General features: G+C 42.9%; 11 protein-coding genes and 1 tRNA gene. 8 read left to right on the top strand and 4 right to left on the bottom strand.

What is annotated here, in order from left to right:
• Positions 1-19: 19 nt before the first annotated feature.
• The gene (locus tag ACG3M1_RS04575; protein ID WP_242408054.1) at positions 20-6631 is read left to right on the top strand and encodes an InlB B-repeat-containing protein; all 6612 of its coding nucleotides are present in this window, start codon (positions 20-22) and stop codon (positions 6629-6631) included.
• Between the two features lie 259 nt (positions 6632-6890).
• Here the strand turns inward: ACG3M1_RS04575 and ACG3M1_RS04580 are convergent.
• The 4 genes from ACG3M1_RS04580 to ACG3M1_RS04595 all read right to left on the bottom strand — a co-directional run bounded on the left by ACG3M1_RS04580 (position 6891) and on the right by ACG3M1_RS04595 (position 8669).
• A tRNA-Arg gene (locus tag ACG3M1_RS04580) sits at positions 6891-6967 on the bottom strand.
• A 375-nt stretch (positions 6968-7342) separates the two neighbouring features.
• Positions 7343-7942: a GNAT family N-acetyltransferase gene (locus tag ACG3M1_RS04585; RefSeq protein ID WP_008817012.1), complete on the bottom strand. Its 600-nt coding sequence runs from the start codon at positions 7940-7942 to the stop codon at positions 7343-7345.
• 54 nt (positions 7943-7996) lie between these two features.
• Positions 7997-8344, bottom strand: a complete 348-nt coding sequence (locus tag ACG3M1_RS04590; RefSeq protein WP_008817011.1) for a hypothetical protein — start codon at positions 8342-8344, stop codon at positions 7997-7999.
• 64 nt (positions 8345-8408) lie between these two features.
• Positions 8409-8669 carry a TfoX/Sxy family DNA transformation protein gene (locus ACG3M1_RS04595; protein WP_008817010.1) on the bottom strand — a complete coding sequence of 87 codons (261 nt, stop codon included), beginning with the start codon at positions 8667-8669 and terminating at the stop codon, positions 8409-8411.
• Between the two features lie 307 nt (positions 8670-8976).
• On the opposite strand from ACG3M1_RS04595, the gene ACG3M1_RS04600 reads away from it, so the two are divergent.
• The 7 genes from ACG3M1_RS04600 (at position 8977) to ACG3M1_RS04630 (ending at position 17553) form a co-directional block, all read left to right on the top strand.
• Positions 8977-9603 carry an RRP8 family class I SAM-dependent methyltransferase gene (locus tag ACG3M1_RS04600; RefSeq protein ID WP_257319706.1) on the top strand — a complete coding sequence of 209 codons (627 nt, stop codon included), beginning with the start codon at positions 8977-8979 and terminating at the stop codon, positions 9601-9603.
• Between the two features lie 482 nt (positions 9604-10085).
• Positions 10086-11543, top strand: a complete 1458-nt coding sequence (locus tag ACG3M1_RS04605; RefSeq protein WP_009269744.1) for a membrane protein — start codon at positions 10086-10088, stop codon at positions 11541-11543.
• Between the two features lie 6 nt (positions 11544-11549).
• Positions 11550-12728 (top strand): NAD(P)/FAD-dependent oxidoreductase, encoded by a 1179-nt coding sequence (locus ACG3M1_RS04610; RefSeq protein WP_021419700.1) that lies wholly within the window; start codon positions 11550-11552, stop codon positions 12726-12728.
• A gap of 27 nt (positions 12729-12755) precedes the next feature.
• The gene (locus tag ACG3M1_RS04615) at positions 12756-14567 is read left to right on the top strand and encodes an aryl-sulfate sulfotransferase (protein WP_008817006.1); all 1812 of its coding nucleotides are present in this window, start codon (positions 12756-12758) and stop codon (positions 14565-14567) included.
• Between the two features lie 28 nt (positions 14568-14595).
• Positions 14596-15255, top strand: coding sequence for a Crp/Fnr family transcriptional regulator (locus tag ACG3M1_RS04620; RefSeq protein WP_009269742.1), 660 nt, complete (start codon positions 14596-14598; stop codon positions 15253-15255).
• Between the two features lie 303 nt (positions 15256-15558).
• Positions 15559-16248: a hypothetical protein gene (locus tag ACG3M1_RS04625; protein WP_021419697.1), complete on the top strand. Its 690-nt coding sequence runs from the start codon at positions 15559-15561 to the stop codon at positions 16246-16248.
• A 330-nt stretch (positions 16249-16578) separates the two neighbouring features.
• Positions 16579-17553 carry a Gfo/Idh/MocA family protein gene (locus ACG3M1_RS04630; protein ID WP_008817003.1) on the top strand — a complete coding sequence of 325 codons (975 nt, stop codon included), beginning with the start codon at positions 16579-16581 and terminating at the stop codon, positions 17551-17553.
• Positions 17554-17712 lie beyond the last annotated feature (159 nt).

Raw genomic sequence — 17712 nt, forward strand, 5'->3', positions numbered from 1 at the left:
AGAAAGTGAGTGATTGATCATGAGAGGTCTGAAGAAGATACGAGGGAGAAATCTTGTATGTGCAATCCTCTGTATGGGGATTATTGTTACAAATATAGCGGGGGTTCTGGCTGAGGAGTACAAGGAAGAGGACTCTTTTCTCTCTGAGGAGAAGATACCCGAGTCAAATGCAAACAAGCAACAAGCTGCGGATAAGCTGAACGAGACATCGCAAACGGAGGATGCATCAACTGAAGCACCAGAGCATAAAGCTGACAATGTGTTATCCGAGATGCCGAAAAAGACTTTGGCAAAAGAAAATCCGGGAATGCAGATTACGACGGCAGTAATTAAAGATGATGCAGGTACGGAACAATCCTTGTTAGAAGGAAATGGCCTCTTTACCATTGATTATACGAAGTCGGTAACACTGCATGTCAAGGTTCAAAGCACACTGAATTTAAAGAATAAAAGGGTGAAAATAAACGTTCCGGACGGTCTGATTGTCGTAGAGTATCCAAAACCAAATGCCATGACAGGCCTGGTAGCAAGTGTATCACCAGAAAATATCGAAGAGTTGAATAGTGATAACACCTATGGAAGCTATCGCCCTAAATCCGGTACGATTACCTACTCACTTCGTGATACAGCAGAATATAGCAGCTTCAATATCATTTTGGCACCGGATACCACACTTTGGAATAAGAAACTTGGCTCAACGATGAAAAATCCATTGGAAGTCAGTGTTTATTCCGGACAAGGGGATGAACAAATAGAATATCAAAAGGTTTCCGGAAAAGCTGTAATCACAGGTGACAAGCTTACTTCTGGCCCTGTTATGACCTCTTGGGATTCAAAGAGAATAGTTCCTGCAGCAGCAAATACACCTTTTAAAATGCAGCAGATTCGTTTTCGCCCGGACAGAAACCGCTACAGCATGGGGATGTTCTTTCAAAAACTGGAGGTTACTATCGCGCTGCCGTACAATAGTACAAAGGGCACCTATGCGGAGTATGTGCGGACAGATTTTGATACAAAGGAATATGGCGATAACTGGATGGATCCTGTTCATCACAAGGATGAGCAGAAATTTCAATTTAATGAGAAAATCGACAATATCAATCATACTGTTACTTTGATCTGGGAAAACATGTATATTCCCCGGGATGATTATTTCACGCCTTATTTTCGTTGGAAGGATGGAGAGCCTTGTGATGCTGGAGATAAAATTGAGTGGAGAAATTCGAATATTCAACTTATAAAGGCGGACGGAACAGGGACAGTTAATCGTACAGCTGTGGGTGGAACGATTACCTATGCAGACGGTCTTTATGAAACGACTGCGAATACTGTCAATATATTAAACAACGATTTTAATAAGGAAAATTTGGATCAATTCAAGGCCGGAAACGCGAGTGATATAAGGATGCAGGGAGCAAGCTCAGGCGCTGGTACCTCTGGGAAATCTGGTATTGTCAGCGTCTATGATTCAGAGCCGGATATGGTCTATTTCCTTGGACAGTTTCTTGTGTCTAACCAAGGGACAATGGAGAGTGAACCACAGACTGTGGAATTTATTTATCAGGACTCGGATGAACTTGGAGTAATTGCACAGCGAATTCCTGCTACCAGTGGAAATCCGATTGAGGTTTGGTATACGACGAACAAGACGTCAGAAACGAAATACTCCCATGCACTTACAAGTAGTAACGGCTTTGCTTTGTTCACTGCTGAAATGGCAGGGCTCAAGAAGGACGAGTATTTCACCAATATACGCGCAAATGTCGGTGTTTATGATGCTAACTATATGGGCTATGTCGAGTCTCGAACAGCAGATCCGTCTTCAGCTTGTGCAGGAACATTGGGAAAGCTTAAAAAAGCCATGGAACCTAAAAATATCCCATCGTTTGCGACTATGAAAATGTATGATACGCAAACCCGTGATGAAACTGTTCTTCCAGCTACCTTCGACGCAAAATTTGTTTCAGCCAATGAGAGCAATCAGGTGTCTCTTGCGCTGATAAATACAATAGAGAATGGCAAAAAAATTCCGGTATTGGATATACATTCCACGACTGCCGGAGAGACAGTTCAATTCAACGGTGTTATCGCCTCCACGGCGTATCCGTACTCAATTCATAGGCTGGTAATGGATACGGAAATCTATATCCGGTTACCAAAATCCATTAAGATAGAGAATTTGAAGCTAACCAGATTGGAAGGAAGTACGGCTGATCGCGTCCTGTTAGGGGATGGTACGCCAGAGACTGGAAAGGTAAAAAGCGCTCCATTGCAGGAAAAGACGGATTATACTATTCTTGATAGTGAATGCGCGAATGATTACAGAATGTACAAAATTTCATTTGAGAGTGGCAAGGCTCCGGTCGGCTGGTTTACGCAGAATCTGGGACAGTATCAGATTGGTCTGTCTTTCGATATGAAAATTGATAAGGTTGCGGATGCCATGGCCCTGGATATGCGGAACTGTGTGCGAATAAAAAGTGCATCTCTGGCATCTGATAATGCCGGTGGTACGCAGAGTGAATATATACAGTCAGATACCGATGATTGGGATGGCGATGCGGATACAACAGAGAAATTTTGTACCTTTAATAAAAATGCTGATGATACAAAGTTATCAATCGTAGCGGCGCGTCTTGGTCTGAGCTTTGGCTTTGGCGCAAAGCTGTCTGAGGGTGATTCTGCTGATATCAGCGATGAAGGATATGCCAATTATGAGATAGATAAGAAAATTGAGTTTTTAAAAGAAGATACTCATAGCATTGATTTTCGGTTTACTGCCAAAAACGAAACCGGCAGACCATTTGGTGAGGAAGACGCAAAAGCCTTTTATTATTATATTCCAGTACCCAAGAAGGGAGACAACTGGGATACCCATATTCAGGACAAGCCGTTTGAATTTAATATGAAAATGAGTGGACCTGCAACGATGATAGGAAGCTCTCAAAGTGATTTGCAGGTGCAGTATAGTACAACAGTTGATTCCAAAGCAACGATAGGTGATCCGCTCTATTATAATAATAAAGATAATTATGTAGATGCAGATAAAATATCGGATTGGTCTACAGTAAAAATGCTTCGTATCAGCGCGAAGGATACGGTCACAGAAATACCAAATAATGCAGAAATAAAAATCTATCTGCATTATGAAGCAGAAAAGGCAACATCAGCTTTGGTGGGTAGTGTTGTTAATTTCGGGCCTTGCGGGTATACGCCGTATACAGTAGGTAATGAAGAAAACGGTGGACATATGCCTTTGCCGCATATACAAGCGGAGTTCCAGACAGGAATCATTGAAGGAAAGATCTTTGTAGACAGGAATTTCAATGGCGTTTATGATGAGGATACGGACGAGCTGTACAAAGGTGATGTAAAGATAGAAGCGCCTCATCAGAATGCAGTGGGAAGTGACGATACAGAAAGTCATGAAACAACTGCGAAGAACGGAACTTTTAAATTTACCGGACGCCGAGCTGATACTTACCATGTGAAAATTACAAACCCCGGTAATACTGATATAAATAGCGCATATCCTTTGAAGTTCTCGTTGCCGGAAGATGGGATATTTAAAGAAGACGGCAACAACAATAGTGCTACCGGCACCATTGTTGTTAACTGTGACGAGGAAAATCTCAAAAAGAATACGAATTTATCAATTGGACTTCAAGCGCCTCACACGATTACTTTCAAAGCAGAAAATGCTACAATCAGTAAGGCAAGTATAAAGGTATGGCACAAAAATACGGTTGGAACGATTCCAACTGTTAAAGAAGCAGATGGCTGGCGTTTTGATGGTCAATGGTCTGATGCCGATAATAAAGTATATAGTACCGAGGAGCTCAAAGAATTGTCGATCGTGAAGGATAGGGTGTTTACCGCTCAGATAAACAAGCTTTACACCGTACGTTATGATGGTAATGGTGGCACTGGCGATGTGCCGGGATCCTCTGCGCATATTGCCAATGAATCTGTTCCGATAGCGGCAAAGCCGGACAATTTGAAAAGAGAAGGAGCAATCTTTGCCGGTTGGAGTAAGGAAAAAATATCCTCACCGTTATCAGCGGATGCTTCACAAGAGGTCATTAACAAAATTATTATTGATGATGAGCTTTCGATGCCGGAAAAGGACCTTACGCTTTATGCGGTATGGGCAATCGATGGAAATGGTAATGGAAATCCTGACTATAATGATGATGCTGTACACGTTCGATACCATGACGCTGCTTCTGATCGCAAAGATGTGATTTGTCCTCATTATCATGTAGCAGGTGAGAAAGTACAGCTATCCTCAACTGCTAAGGATATTGCGGGTAAGCAGATAGAGCATGATGAATTAGGGAGCACGGAGGGGATATCTGGACGCTTTACCTTTGAAAACGGGAATCATATTTTTGTGGGATGGAGTATTAAACCGACTCTTGATACGATTATTACAAATTCAAGGGAATATGAAACGCTGAAAGACAGCATACAGACAGAAGTAACGATGCTGGAAACGGATGCTGCAGATCCAGATGGAAATACCAATGTTTATGCCGTGTGGGCTGCTGATAGCAACAATAATGGAATAGCAGACTATCTGGAGGAACATCAGCTGGTATATGATGCCAATGTCATCGAAGGTAACGTTGAAAATATGCCTACCAATGACAACAAGATTTATTTGCCGGGTAATAAGGCTTCACTGAGCGAAACAGTGCCAAGTCACAGTGAGGTGAATGGCAAAAAGGTAGTATTCCTCGGCTGGACAACAACACAGAGTCCTCATATCTGCGAACGGAATCATACACCTATAAAAACAGTTAAAAAAATTACCTTTGGTAATGAAAACGTTACGGTTTATGCAGCCTGGGGCTATGATGAGAATGGCAACGGTACTGCTGATGTACTGGAGACATATTCTTTAAAGTATGATTTAAATGGTGGCAATGGAACTACACCGGCAGAGAAAAACGGCATCAAACACGGTGAGAGTATTGCTATAACAGATGAGAAGGGCTTTACACGTAATGCGAGAGAAATTTTTGTCGGCTGGAGTCGCCAGCCATACAGCGCAGCTTTTACTGCAGAACAAAAGGCCGACATAGAAAAAATATTGATTAGCGGAAACACTATCGTCATGGGTACTGAAAATGTAACACTTTATGCAGTTTGGGCAGAAGATCGCAATGGAAATAACCAGGCAGATTATACGGAGACACTCTCACAGCTGTTATATTCAGAAAATGCTCTTAACGATGGAATCGTTCAGAACATGCCGAAGGATATTAACAAATATTTGCCGAAAGAGAAGGCGATACTATCAAATGAAAAGCCAATGCATAGTAAGGTAGATGGAAAGGCTGTTGTTTTCATTGGCTGGACAACAAAGAAAAACAATAAAATCTATCAATGGAATGATTGTGAATTGGAAACAATCACGGAGATTTTATTTGGAAAAGAAAATATAACAGTTTATGCAGCCTGGGGATTCGATGAAGATGGTAATGGAACGGCCGATGCTCTGGAGGACTGGGGAGTCATTTCCTATGATTTGGCCGGTGGCATATCTCCGGATGGCATTGAGAAATATGATGAGGAAGTTATTAAAATTGGGAAAACGCATATGGTTAAGACAGCTCCGATGAAAGACGGGTATAAATTCATTGGTTGGAAGTATAAAGATAAAGTGTATCAACCAGGTGACAGCATAGAGGTGAAGGCTCAGACAGCTTCTATGAAGCTGATTGCCGAATGGAAAGGTGGTAATCTGACAATATCTAAGCTTGTAGATGGAACTAAGGGAGATACGAAAAAGGATTTCCATTTTCGAGTATACCTTCAGGATACAAAAATTAACGGATTGTTCGGTGATATAAGCTTCAAGAGTGGTGTGTCAGACGAATTTACTCTGAAGCATGGGGAACGTAAGTCTGCCATAAATCTTCCGTTAGGAACAGCGTATGAAGTCGTTGAGGTTGAAAGTAATCAGGATGGTTATATCACAACCTCAAAAGGTGCGAAAGGCAAGATTACAACGAATGCTTCTACAGTGGAGTTCCTTAATACGAAGAACAGTACGCCAACAGAGCCTGAGGTTAAAACCGGAAGTCTGATGATTTCCAATACAGTAGCCGGAAATGAAGAAGAACAGAAAAAGGACTTTACATTTACCGTGACTCTGAGTGATAAGAGAATTACGGGTGTTTATGGAGACATGAGATTTAAGCAGGGTGTAGCGAACATTGTTTTGAAGCATGAAGAGAGTATTGCTGCTAAAGGTCTTCCTTCCGGAATTCGCTATACAGTAGAGGATACCGATAACAACAAAGCCTACAAGGTGGAAAAATCGGGAGAAACTGGAATCATTAAGGAGGGAGAAATAGCTTTTGCCAAGTTTTTGTATTACAGAAAGGATAGTGTTGATATCGATGAGGGGGTAAAGGATAATGTAACTAGTCCTTCCTGGTATAATGAAAAGGAGAATGAATTGGAGTCTTCAGTGAATGTGAACACACCAGGGACAAAAGAAGTACCGGAAACCGGAGATAAATCTAACAGATCGCTTTGGGTGTTACTCTTAGTAGCTTCTGGTATAGTGATTTCTATTTTAACAGCCTCAAAAATAAGAAAAGGAACACACTGTAAATAAATAATGGCGAGCTTGATGCGTTAGCGTCTGCTCGCCGCTTTTATTCTGTAAATGGTTATTAGGGAGATACTGTAATCATGAAGTAGTCTTACTTAAAATGATATTAAGTGACTATTTGTATAAAGCTATACTTCATAATGCTTTCGAGTGTTTTCTAAAACATTCTGATTTGGACAGAATGTGAAGAAATCGCAAGTTGTTTCTTATGCTGTATAAGGAATAGAAAAAAACCCTGAACAACAGGGCTTCTATAATATTCTGGCGCACCCGACAGGGATCGAACCTGCAACCGTCAGAATCGGAATCTGATACTCTATCCAATTGAGCTACGGGCACATCATTTGCAGGGTTTATTATATCATAAAATTGAGGTAACGGCTACTTAAAATTTCTATTTTGATATCATTTTGACATCATCATAGGAATACTCACGATCTGTCTTAGCGGTGTTGAAAAGCTGCATTCTCATAATGTCATACTTTTTGTTTATAGCTTATGGTACTCCATAGTGAATAGATTTAGACAACTGAAGGAAAAGTGAAATCGATAAAGATGGTAAAGCATTGCAAAATTTTATGCAGGAAAAGACCATTTACCTGTTCTGCTTTGATTTTCAGGTATTTTGGAATGTCGCTTTTCATCAGCATGCTTAACAAAAAAATAATTGTTATATCCGTCACAATGTGATATAAACAGTAAAATCTATTATGATTATTTCTTATCAAATTTTAATTTCTCAATGAAATGATTGCTATACATATTCCAATACGTCTTATACACAAAATCCTCATTACCATCAAAATTGAGCTGATACATTCTGAATATTACAGGAAAATCCTTTGGCTGCCATTGTTCTTCATAGGAATAACGATAGGTCATCCCTACCCTTCGCATAACATTCCCACTTCTCGGGTTGTTTTTATCGTGCGTTGCCGTAATATAAGGCAAACCATCTGTTTTCACTTGTTCTATGACTGCTTTCCCTGCTTCTGTAACAATTCCCCTATGCCAAAACTCCTGCCGAAGTCCATAACCAAAGTCATGATGTTTTTCCATATCAACATTGACATAGCCTATAGGAAAATTATCTTCTTTTAAACAGATTGCATACGCATATGCCTGCGGCTGTACGTATTTCAAAGCATATCTTTCTTCATAAAATTTCCTTGTTTCCTCTAAATTTTTCAAAGGATACCATGGTAAGAATTTATTAACTTCCTCATCTTTCAAAATGAGGAAAAGAGCTTTCATATCCTTTTCTGTGAATCTTCGTAAAATCAAACGTTTTGTTACCAATGCAGGTGTATTCACGTTATCAACCTCCATAATTCCTTGTTTTAAGTTCAATAAACTGAAATTTGTAAATCAAACAATATTCTCACCCAGAATTATTTTGGGCATTGTGATCAAACACCTATTCCAACGCTTATAGAACTTTTCCAAACCCAGTTTTCCAACTCTTGCATGAACTTCTTCATTTTCCATCACCCAATACAAGACATATGTTACCTTACCTACATTTCTTGTAAGACGAACAGGTAATTCTCCCTCTTTAACTGCATTGAAATCTTTTTGTCTGTGAGTACGTTTTATATAATGTACATCAATAACACCATCTTGCTCCAAGTAAAATTCCGCCACTTCCCTCATCAGTTCTTCAATTTCATCTAACTTGGTCAGCTTTGCCTCATATATGCATACTTCATTAAACATAAAATACCTCCTCCAATCGTGATTTATCTTTATAGCCATTGAATAAAAACTAATTTATGCACTTCTATTTATCTTTTATACGATCATGAAATTGCTTTAAATCACGTTTGACTTCATCCGGAAGTTTATCATAATCGACATTATCAATTGCACCTTGCAGTGCATATAGATGAACTAAGCATACGTTTGGATACTGTTCTTTTAATTGAGAAAACACTTCTTTACTACCTAGTCTAATTAAATCTTCTGATGACCTGACACCGATTGAGAAAAGCTTTCTTTTCATTTCTTTTCCAATGTTTAACATATTATCTAAACTTTCCATATAATAACTCCTAACTTTGATTTACCTATGCATCCATTTTACCATAATAATGAACGTAAAAAATAAAATATATTGAAAAACATTTTGTCTCATCAAGCTTATCCTATATTTTAAAAGTATCAGCTTCAGAAGTATGCGAAGCATCACAGTTGGCAAGCTAACTCCGATTACAGCCATAATAGAAGCAGCTTCTGAATAAAACGCTGTCTAATCTTAACTATATGGAAGACAATTCAGCTTTTCTCGTGTACAATTAAGGAAAGAAGGAGTGCGAGCCTAAGCAATCGGCATGCAAATGTACAATAGAATGATGAAGAAAATCGGATGCTGTATACTGATGCTGCTATGCTGTGCATGCAGCGCTGAGCCTGACAGGGATGTCGAGGAATTTCAGAAGGACAAGGATACTGTAGCACAGCTGGATACAGCCTTAAAAAAACTGGAAGCCGCAGATAGCTTTCATTTGAAGCAGGAGAATGAAAAGGGTCAGCTTGTAGATCTTAGTATTCGTAAATCCAGCAGCACGGAGGATACTACAGCCAAGCCAAACGATGTATATGCCCCTTATGAATTCAGCGGCACCTATACGGATGAAAAGGGAGCTTCTTTCCATATCGAACAGACAAAGCAGTCAGGGCTTATGGCACAGGTGAACATAGCGGATACCGGTCTGCTGCCTCAGGGCTTCAACACCATACGCTGGGACAAACAGACCTTTGAACAAACCCTGGAGAATGCTGCACTTGAGGACTATGTGCGTATCTGCGAAACGGATGATGATCAATTGCATACCTGTAAGGTTGGCGAGCTTACGGTTATCTTCAAAACGGATGCAGATGGATATCTCATCTATCATAAAAGCAGCAGAGATCAAGTTATGCGAATATATACGAATATACATAAAGAAGAGGTACACTTCATGAATAAAATCTGATCTGTGTGTCATAAAGAAGCGCTATGATTACAGATCGGGCGAAGAGCCGTAAACATGCGGGAACAAAATCTATAGGTACAGAGAAGAAAGCAGATCGCACACATGCTGCCAGCATTTCTCTTTTTTGAAAATGAATGAGAACAGAGACTTCACTTGATTAAAAACGAAGTCTTTTTTTCATATTCCCGAAAACGCCTTGCTGTCGTATACGGCACACATATTTCGCTATACATTTCCTGCATGTCCGCTGTGAAAGAAAAAGGCTTTTCCTCATCTGCTCTGCATTTGCACAGCCCTGAAAATCCTCTGTTCTCAATTGGCACATCATATTCTGTACTGTTCACCCAACCTCTTTCTTGTGAAAAATCGCTGTTTTTTAATTTGTTATTTTATTCACAAAAAGTGAGAAACTGTTGGAATGCCAACACGTAACAGGAAAAAGGGAGTGTTATCATAGGGGTGGATCCAAGGTTGGTGGCTATATGAAAAAGAACGATGTAAACGCTTTATTGAAATTCCATATGCATCAGGAATTCGCCGTACTGCCCATCGTACTGTATGTTCTGCTGAGCGGTATCATCATGATCTGTTTTCATTATTACTCTATGAAGGCGCTGATTCTGGCGGCGGTACTTGCCATTCTGATCGGATTCCTCCTATGTGCTGACAAGGCGCATTACTGGGATGCCATCGTACACGGTCTTGCCCAGTATGGAAATGCCAGACTGATTATGATCTTCATGGTGATCGGTATCTTTTCCAAGCTTCTGGCTGTCGGACAGATCGGCTCCGGCTTTGTCTGGATTGGCATGCATCTGCATTTGAGCGGAGGAAGCTTCACGGTTTTCTGTTTTCTTGTATCCTCGCTTATTTCCATGGGCGCAGGTGCACCGATTGCGGCACTTCTGGCCGTTGTGCCGATTTTTTATCCGGCAGGGGTGCTGATGGGCGCTGATCCTGCGATTCTGACAGGGGCTATGCTGAGCGGCATTTTCTTTGGGGATGCACTCTCCCCAAGCTCTCAGGTCATTCATACGACGATTGCCTCCCAGCATGATCCTGTCACAAACAAGGGAGCTGATTTGCTGCGTGTAATGAAACAGCGTCTGCCGTATCTGCTCATCGCAGGAATTCTGTCCGCTGTTCTGTTTTATGCTTTGGGAACCAGTGGAAGCGCACAGAATCCCGAGCTGCTTGCGAGCATGTGCAATCCAAAGGGACTGTGGATGCTGCTGCCGATTCTGCTTCTGCTGATAATCTGCTTTAAAACAAGTGATCTGTTTGTCGGCGTCACCTATGCGATTGTGGCAGGTATAATCGTCGGAATCGCAACCGGACTGTTCCGGTTTTCTGATCTGATCAGCATTCAGTATGAAACACAGGAGCTGCACGGCATTCTGTTTGACGGCTTATCCGGCGTGGTCGATATCATCATTTCCACCATCCTGCTCTATGGTCTGATTGCGATTGCCGTAGAGGGCGGAATGATGGAGAAATGCTGCAACTATCTCACATCACGAAAAGCGCTACAGCATGTAGGCGGTGCAGAGGCGATGATTTCCCTTGGCGTCGGTATCGTCAATATTCTTTTGGCAGGCTGTGTGCTGCCTTCCATTCTCATGTTTAAGGATATTGCGGATACCATTGGAAAAAAGGCCGGAATATCACCGGAACGCAGGAGTATTCTGTTAACTGCGATGACAACGAATATAACAGCAATCATACCAATCAACAGCGCCTTTGTCATGGGAGCTGTTACTGTGATCAATCAGCTGGCCGCAAATCATGCCTATCTGCCGGTTGTCACACCGTTTCAAATTTTCCTGTCCTCCTATTACTGTCTGCTTCTGACACTGATCTGCGGTATCTGGGTCGTGCTCGGTGCAGGGAGAGAGGGAGAACATAAATATAGTATGACATACCATCATGCAAAGGAGTGAGGATGTATGGAAGAACGCTATGATGTCATCATTATCGGAGGAGGACCTGCCGGTCTGGCAGCTGCCATTTATGCAGGAAGAGCCGGACGAAAAACCCTCATGATTGAGAAGGGAAGCTTTGGCGGACGTATCAACGACACCAGAGAAATCCGAAATTATCCGGGCTTTATTTCTGACAGCGGTGCAGGTCTGATGCAGAAATTCAAGGCGCATGCCCAGTCGTATGCCACCAATGTCTTCAAGCGGACTACGGTAACCGGATTGGAAACGATGGAGGACGGTGCGTTTCTTGTACACACAAAACGCCGCGGAGATTTTATCGGTGACTGTGTGATTCTGGATACGGGGACGAAGCCGAGGGTTCTCGGTATTCCGAATGAAATCGAGCTTGCCGGACATGGGGTCGCCTATTGCGCTACCTGTGATGCGGAGTTTTTCCGGGATAAGGAAATCTATGTACTGGGAGCCGGCGATCAGGCAATTGAGGAAAGCGGATATCTAACGCATTTCGCAAAAAAGGTAACCGTTATCGTCCTGCATGAGAAGGGGCACCTTGACTGTAATGAAATGGCAGCGGCTGAAGCCTATGCAAATCCGAAAATAGATTTTGTCTGGAACACCACCCTGCAGGAAATTCTGGGGGATGAGGAGGTCCGCGGGTTAATCCTGAAAAACGTTGTCAGCGGTGAAACACGGGAAGTGCGTGCGGACGGTATCTTCTTCTTTGTCGGCATGGTGCCGCAGACAGCGTTTGTACAGAATGTGGTTGCCTGTGATGCAAAGGGATATATTCTTGTGAATGAGAAAAAGGAAACCAGTGTTCCCGGCATTTATGCAGTGGGGGACTGCACACAGACCTTTTTGCGTCAGGTGGTCACCGCAGCCGCAGACGGAGCGATTGCCGCTACGGCAAGTGAGCGGTATTGCAGGGAGAGAAATCAGCTGAAGAGCATTCTGACACCGGATTCCGGCAGAGTTGCTTTTCTATTCTATAATCCGTATGAAAGCTCACAGATTGAACAGGTGACACAGCTGGAGGAGGCCTTACAGGATGATTATACAGTCATTCGTCAGGATATCACCAGACAGACCCTGCTGTACCAGCTGCTGCATATGGATGGAACCTTATCCAGTGCAATGTTTGAACATGGGAAATTGATAAAAAAGAATGGTAAAGAGGCATAGCAAAACCATAGAATGGAGGAATGCAATATGGGACAGCCTTACGTTTTTCCACACGGAGTAACCGTATATGATCCGCAGAAATGCTGGAACGGGTACACGATCGTACCCTTGATCAATGACGGTGTATTGTTGTTTGATATGAATGGCAATGAGGTGCGCAGATGGAATATGCACGCCATGCCGCCTAAGCTTTTGCCTGGCGGCTATGTGATGGGGCTGAGCGGATACCGCCATCCGGATTACGGAATGCAGGATGGTGTGAATCTGATTGAAATCGATTACGATGGGAATATCGTCTGGGAATTTGACAAATTTGAACATATCAACGATCCCGGAAGAGATCACCGCTGGATGGCACGGCAGCACCACGATTATCAAAGGGAAGGCAATCCGGTTGGATATTATGTGCCGGGAATGGACGCAAAGCCATTGGAGGGGAATACCCTGATTCTGGTTCATCAAACCATTAAAAATCCGGCAATCTCCGATAAGAAGCTGCTGGATGATGCCATGATTGAGGTGGATTGGGAAGGAAACATTTTATGGAAATGGTCTATTTCGGATCATTTTGATGAGCTGGGCTTCGATGAGGCCGCAAAAAATATTCTGGCACGCGATCCGAATATGCGTTCCAGTGACGGTGGTGTCGGCGATTATCTGCATGTGAACTGCATGAGCTATCTTGGCCCGAATAAATGGTATGAACATGGGGATATGCGCTTTAAGCCGGACAATGTCATCTTTGACTGCCGTGAGGCGAATATCCTTGCCATTCTGGATAAGGAAAGCGGGAAGATCGTGTGGAAAATCGGTCCGGATTTCAATGCAACTCCGGAATTGAGGAAGCTTGGATGGATCATCGGACAGCATCATTTCCATATGATACCGAAGGGTCTTCCGGGAGAAGGAAACCTGATGGTGTTTGACAACGGAGGCTGGGGAGGCTATGGCGTTCCGAATCCGGGCAGCCGCAACGGCTCCAAGAATGCGCTGCGGGATTACAGCCGTGTGCTGGAGTTTAACCCGATTACACTGGAGGTTGTGTGGAAGCTGACACCGAAGGAGCTTGCGCATGCCATACCAACCGATGCCAGCAAATTCTATAGTCCCTATGTTTCCAGTGCCCAGCGTCTTCCGAATGGAAATACGCTCGTGACAGAAGGAAGCGATGGTCGTATAATAGAGGTAACCGCAGATCATGAAATTGTATGGGAGTGGATTTCGCCATATTATACGCATAATGAAACAGGTCCGAAGAACAATATGATTTATCGCGGCTACCGCTATCCGTACAGCTATGTTCCACAGGAGCCGACACCGACAGAAATTGCAATTCCACGTATTGACAATACCACCTTCCGTATGCCGAATGCCGGAGCACTTGGCGCAAAGACGGTGATTGATGTGGAAGGAACCCTGCCGTATTATCAGGATGTGGCACTGTGTGTGGCAACCGATGATGAGGAAGATTTGAGCCGGCGCGAAAAGGTTTTCTCCGTAGATACTGAGGTGTTTGAACCGGTCAGCGGCATGGCGGAGTGGAAGGATAAGGTATGGAAGCAGCAGGAGAAGCCGGTGCTTGTACTGTTTGGTGCAGAGCGCTGTGTACACTGTAAGGCACTGCATCCGGTTTTGGAAGAAGCCCTGCAGGAGGAGTTTGCGAACAGCTTCCTGATTCGCTATGTGGACGTTGATGCCAACAAGGATATCGTTGCCGCCTGCCATGTACAGGGAATCCCTGTTGTGGCGGTGTATCGCAACGGTGAAGAGGTGCGGCGCTTTCATGGAGAGCATGATTACGATGATGTCTGCGACTTTCTGGATGCGGTGTTCGCCTGATTCTGTAAACGGATAAAGGAGGATTTCCATGCGCAAGGAACCCTATGGTCTTATGCCGATATTTGCCCACCGCTGCATGCACCATGAGATTTATGGGAAAAGGCTGCAGTATGAAACCTATAAAAGCTCGCAGATTCTGCATTCCATCAATGACACGATTGATCATTTCGGAATGGTTGTGGATGGCGTTTTAAAGGCGGAGCAGTATACCAGTCAGGGAAGTGTGCTGTGCAGTGCCTATTTTGAGGATAATGATGTGTTTCCTGAGCTGCTGTATTTTACAGGAAAGCGGCAGTATACGTATACGCTGGTCGCAGTAAGACGGACAACCGTTGCCTGGATGCATGTATCCGATCTGGAGGAAATGCTGAAGGAGGATACGGAAATGATGACGGCGTTTATGCTGTATCTGTCAAAACGGGGCTTGCGCAATCAGATGCTGCTGAGCTGCCTGATGTATCAGACGATTCAGCAGCGCGTGGCATACTGGCTGCTGAGTATGAATCATTTGTCAGAGCATGAACGGATACCGCTTCCGCGTTCACAGACCATCTGGGCAAATACCCTGCATGTGAGTCGTTCCTCTTTGAATCAGGAGCTGAAGCGTATGGAAAAGGAAGGAATCTTCCGCATCGAGGGGCATGCTTTGATTCTTCTCGATCAAAAAAAGCTGGAGGATATTTTATAAAATCAATGAGAGACAGGTACAGCCTATGTTCGATTGAAGAGCATAGGGGACCTGTTTTTTATTATCCTGAAATTTAAAAGTTGCATAAGGACTGCCCTACACAGAACTTCCATATAAGAAATAATAAGCACCTGCATCATGTGAATTCTGAAGGATAACGGTCCACAATTTATGAACTTTTCCCCGCAAATACAATATTATGTGCTATGATACGGATATGTCATTGATACCGACAGATTCAGTGTATGCAAAAGCATCCATCCTGAATCAAAATATAGAGAAAACAACAGGAGGATACATACGATGTGTACAAGTATAATTTCAAACGGCAATAAAACAATCATCGGCTTTAATCTTGATATTTTGAATATGGAATATCGGGTGAAGGCAGAGGAAGATAAAGTGTATATTGCCATACAGGACGATCAAGAAGGCTGGCTGCCCTTATTCGGTGCTAATTCCAGAGGAGATTTTGTAGCGATGCCGACATGCTGGCCATTCGATGAAAGAAGTAATCCTGCGAATGCGGACAGTCTCAATATTATCAATCTGGATATCGACTTACTGCTTAGAAAGAAAACACTGGATGAAATTAAAGCAATCGCTGAGCATGAAGCGGTATCGAGTGTTCCGGGTGTCACCTTTCAATCACAGCTATCCGATCGCTCCGGTAATGTTTTACAAATCATTCCGGGGCAGGGAATACGGTATGCATCAAAACCGAAATACTCCGTTCTTACAAATTTCTCACCATTCAAAGGAAGCACGGAAAGGCACCCCTGGATGGGACTGGACAGATATCATAAGGCTGTCGAGCTTCTGGAGAATAGAAGTGAGGATTTTGATGTTTCAGACTGCTTTGAGGTTTTAAAACAGACTGCACAGACCATCTGTCCTACGGTGGTATCCATGGTGTTTGATCCGGCAGCGAATACGGTATACTGGTGTGAAAACAGAGAATGGGATAAGATTGAAAAAAAGAAAATAGCTTAGTAGGAAAATGATGTAGTAATTATAACGATGATTGCACTTGCTGAAGTCAGTGAGGCGAAGCTTATACCTTGTGAAACAGGTGGTATGATAAAATATATAATCCGCTATCCAGCCTGCGGATTTCTGTTCGCGTCATATGTATGCAATGCACAGAATCTTGTATCATAAATTCCGCCATAAGAATACGCGTGATAGCTCTACACAGCATCATGAATAGAAGTAAGCTGTATGCATCATTTTTGTTTTGAAACTCACTAAAAATTTAAAACAGATATTCACATAAACGGGAAGATATGCTACATTATGGGTAAGAAAGAAGAGGGAACTGGTATGAAATTAGGAATTGCAGGAGCAGGCATGATCGTCGTACAGGGTCTGCTGGAATTTGTACATGACATCGAAGGAATCGAACTGCTTGGAATTTGTGCTACCAAGCGCTCTGAGGAAAAGCTGAAGAAATTAAGTGAGGAGCATGGGATCGCCCATACATACACCGATTATGAGGAAATGCTGAAGCTGGATGAAATTGATACCGTATATGTGGCAATTAATAACCATCTGCATTATGAATTCAGCAAAAAAGCGATTTTAGCCGGCAAGCATGTCATCTGCGAAAAGCCGTTCACGGTACATGTGGATGAATTGAAGGAGCTGATTGCCCTTGCAAAGCAGCACAATGTCATGCTGCTGGAGGCAATTACGAATCAGTATTATCCGAATTATCTGGAGCTGAAGAAACAACTGAGCAGAGTTGGAAGCATTCATGTGGTATCCTGTAACTATTCACAGTATTCTTCCCGTTATGATGCATTCAAGCGTGGAGAGGTTCTACCTGCGTTTAATGCGGATATGGCCGGAGGTGCACTGATGGATCTGAATGTGTACAATGTGCATTTCAACGCAGGTCTGTTCGGGATGCCGAAGGATGTCCAGTATTTCGCTAATATAGAAAAACGTGTGGATACATCCGGTATTCTGATTCTGGATTATGGCAGCTTTAAATCCGTATGCATTGCGGCAAAGGATTGCGCGGGACCTTCTCAGGCTGTTATTGAAGGTGAAAACGGATATCTGGAGGTGGAGGGCTCTGCCTCTGTATGCTCTGCGGTGGCATATACATACCGTGATACGAAGGAAGAAGGACGCTTCAACTCGCATCCGGATGTCCATCGCATGAAGTTTGAATTCATCGAATTTGAACGCATTGTGCGTGAAAAGGACTGGAAACGGGTAGAGGAAGGACAGCAGGAGAGTCTGATTGTGATGGAGATCATCACCCGGGCAAGAGAAAAGGCAGGATTGTAGTTATATAATCAAACTGGTGAATGGATAAAAGTATGCGTAGGAGTATAGCAAACGCATACTTTTTATATGGCTTTTCTAGAAATAAATAATTTTTAAAACGCAGGCAATCGCAATATTTGTGATACAATAAAAGAAAATCGCAACTAATCGCAATTTGTG

The organism is Clostridium sp. 10cd* (genome assembly GCF_044336395.1).
GTDB lineage: Bacteria > Bacillota_I > Bacilli_A > Erysipelotrichales > Erysipelotrichaceae > Clostridium_AQ > Clostridium_AQ innocuum.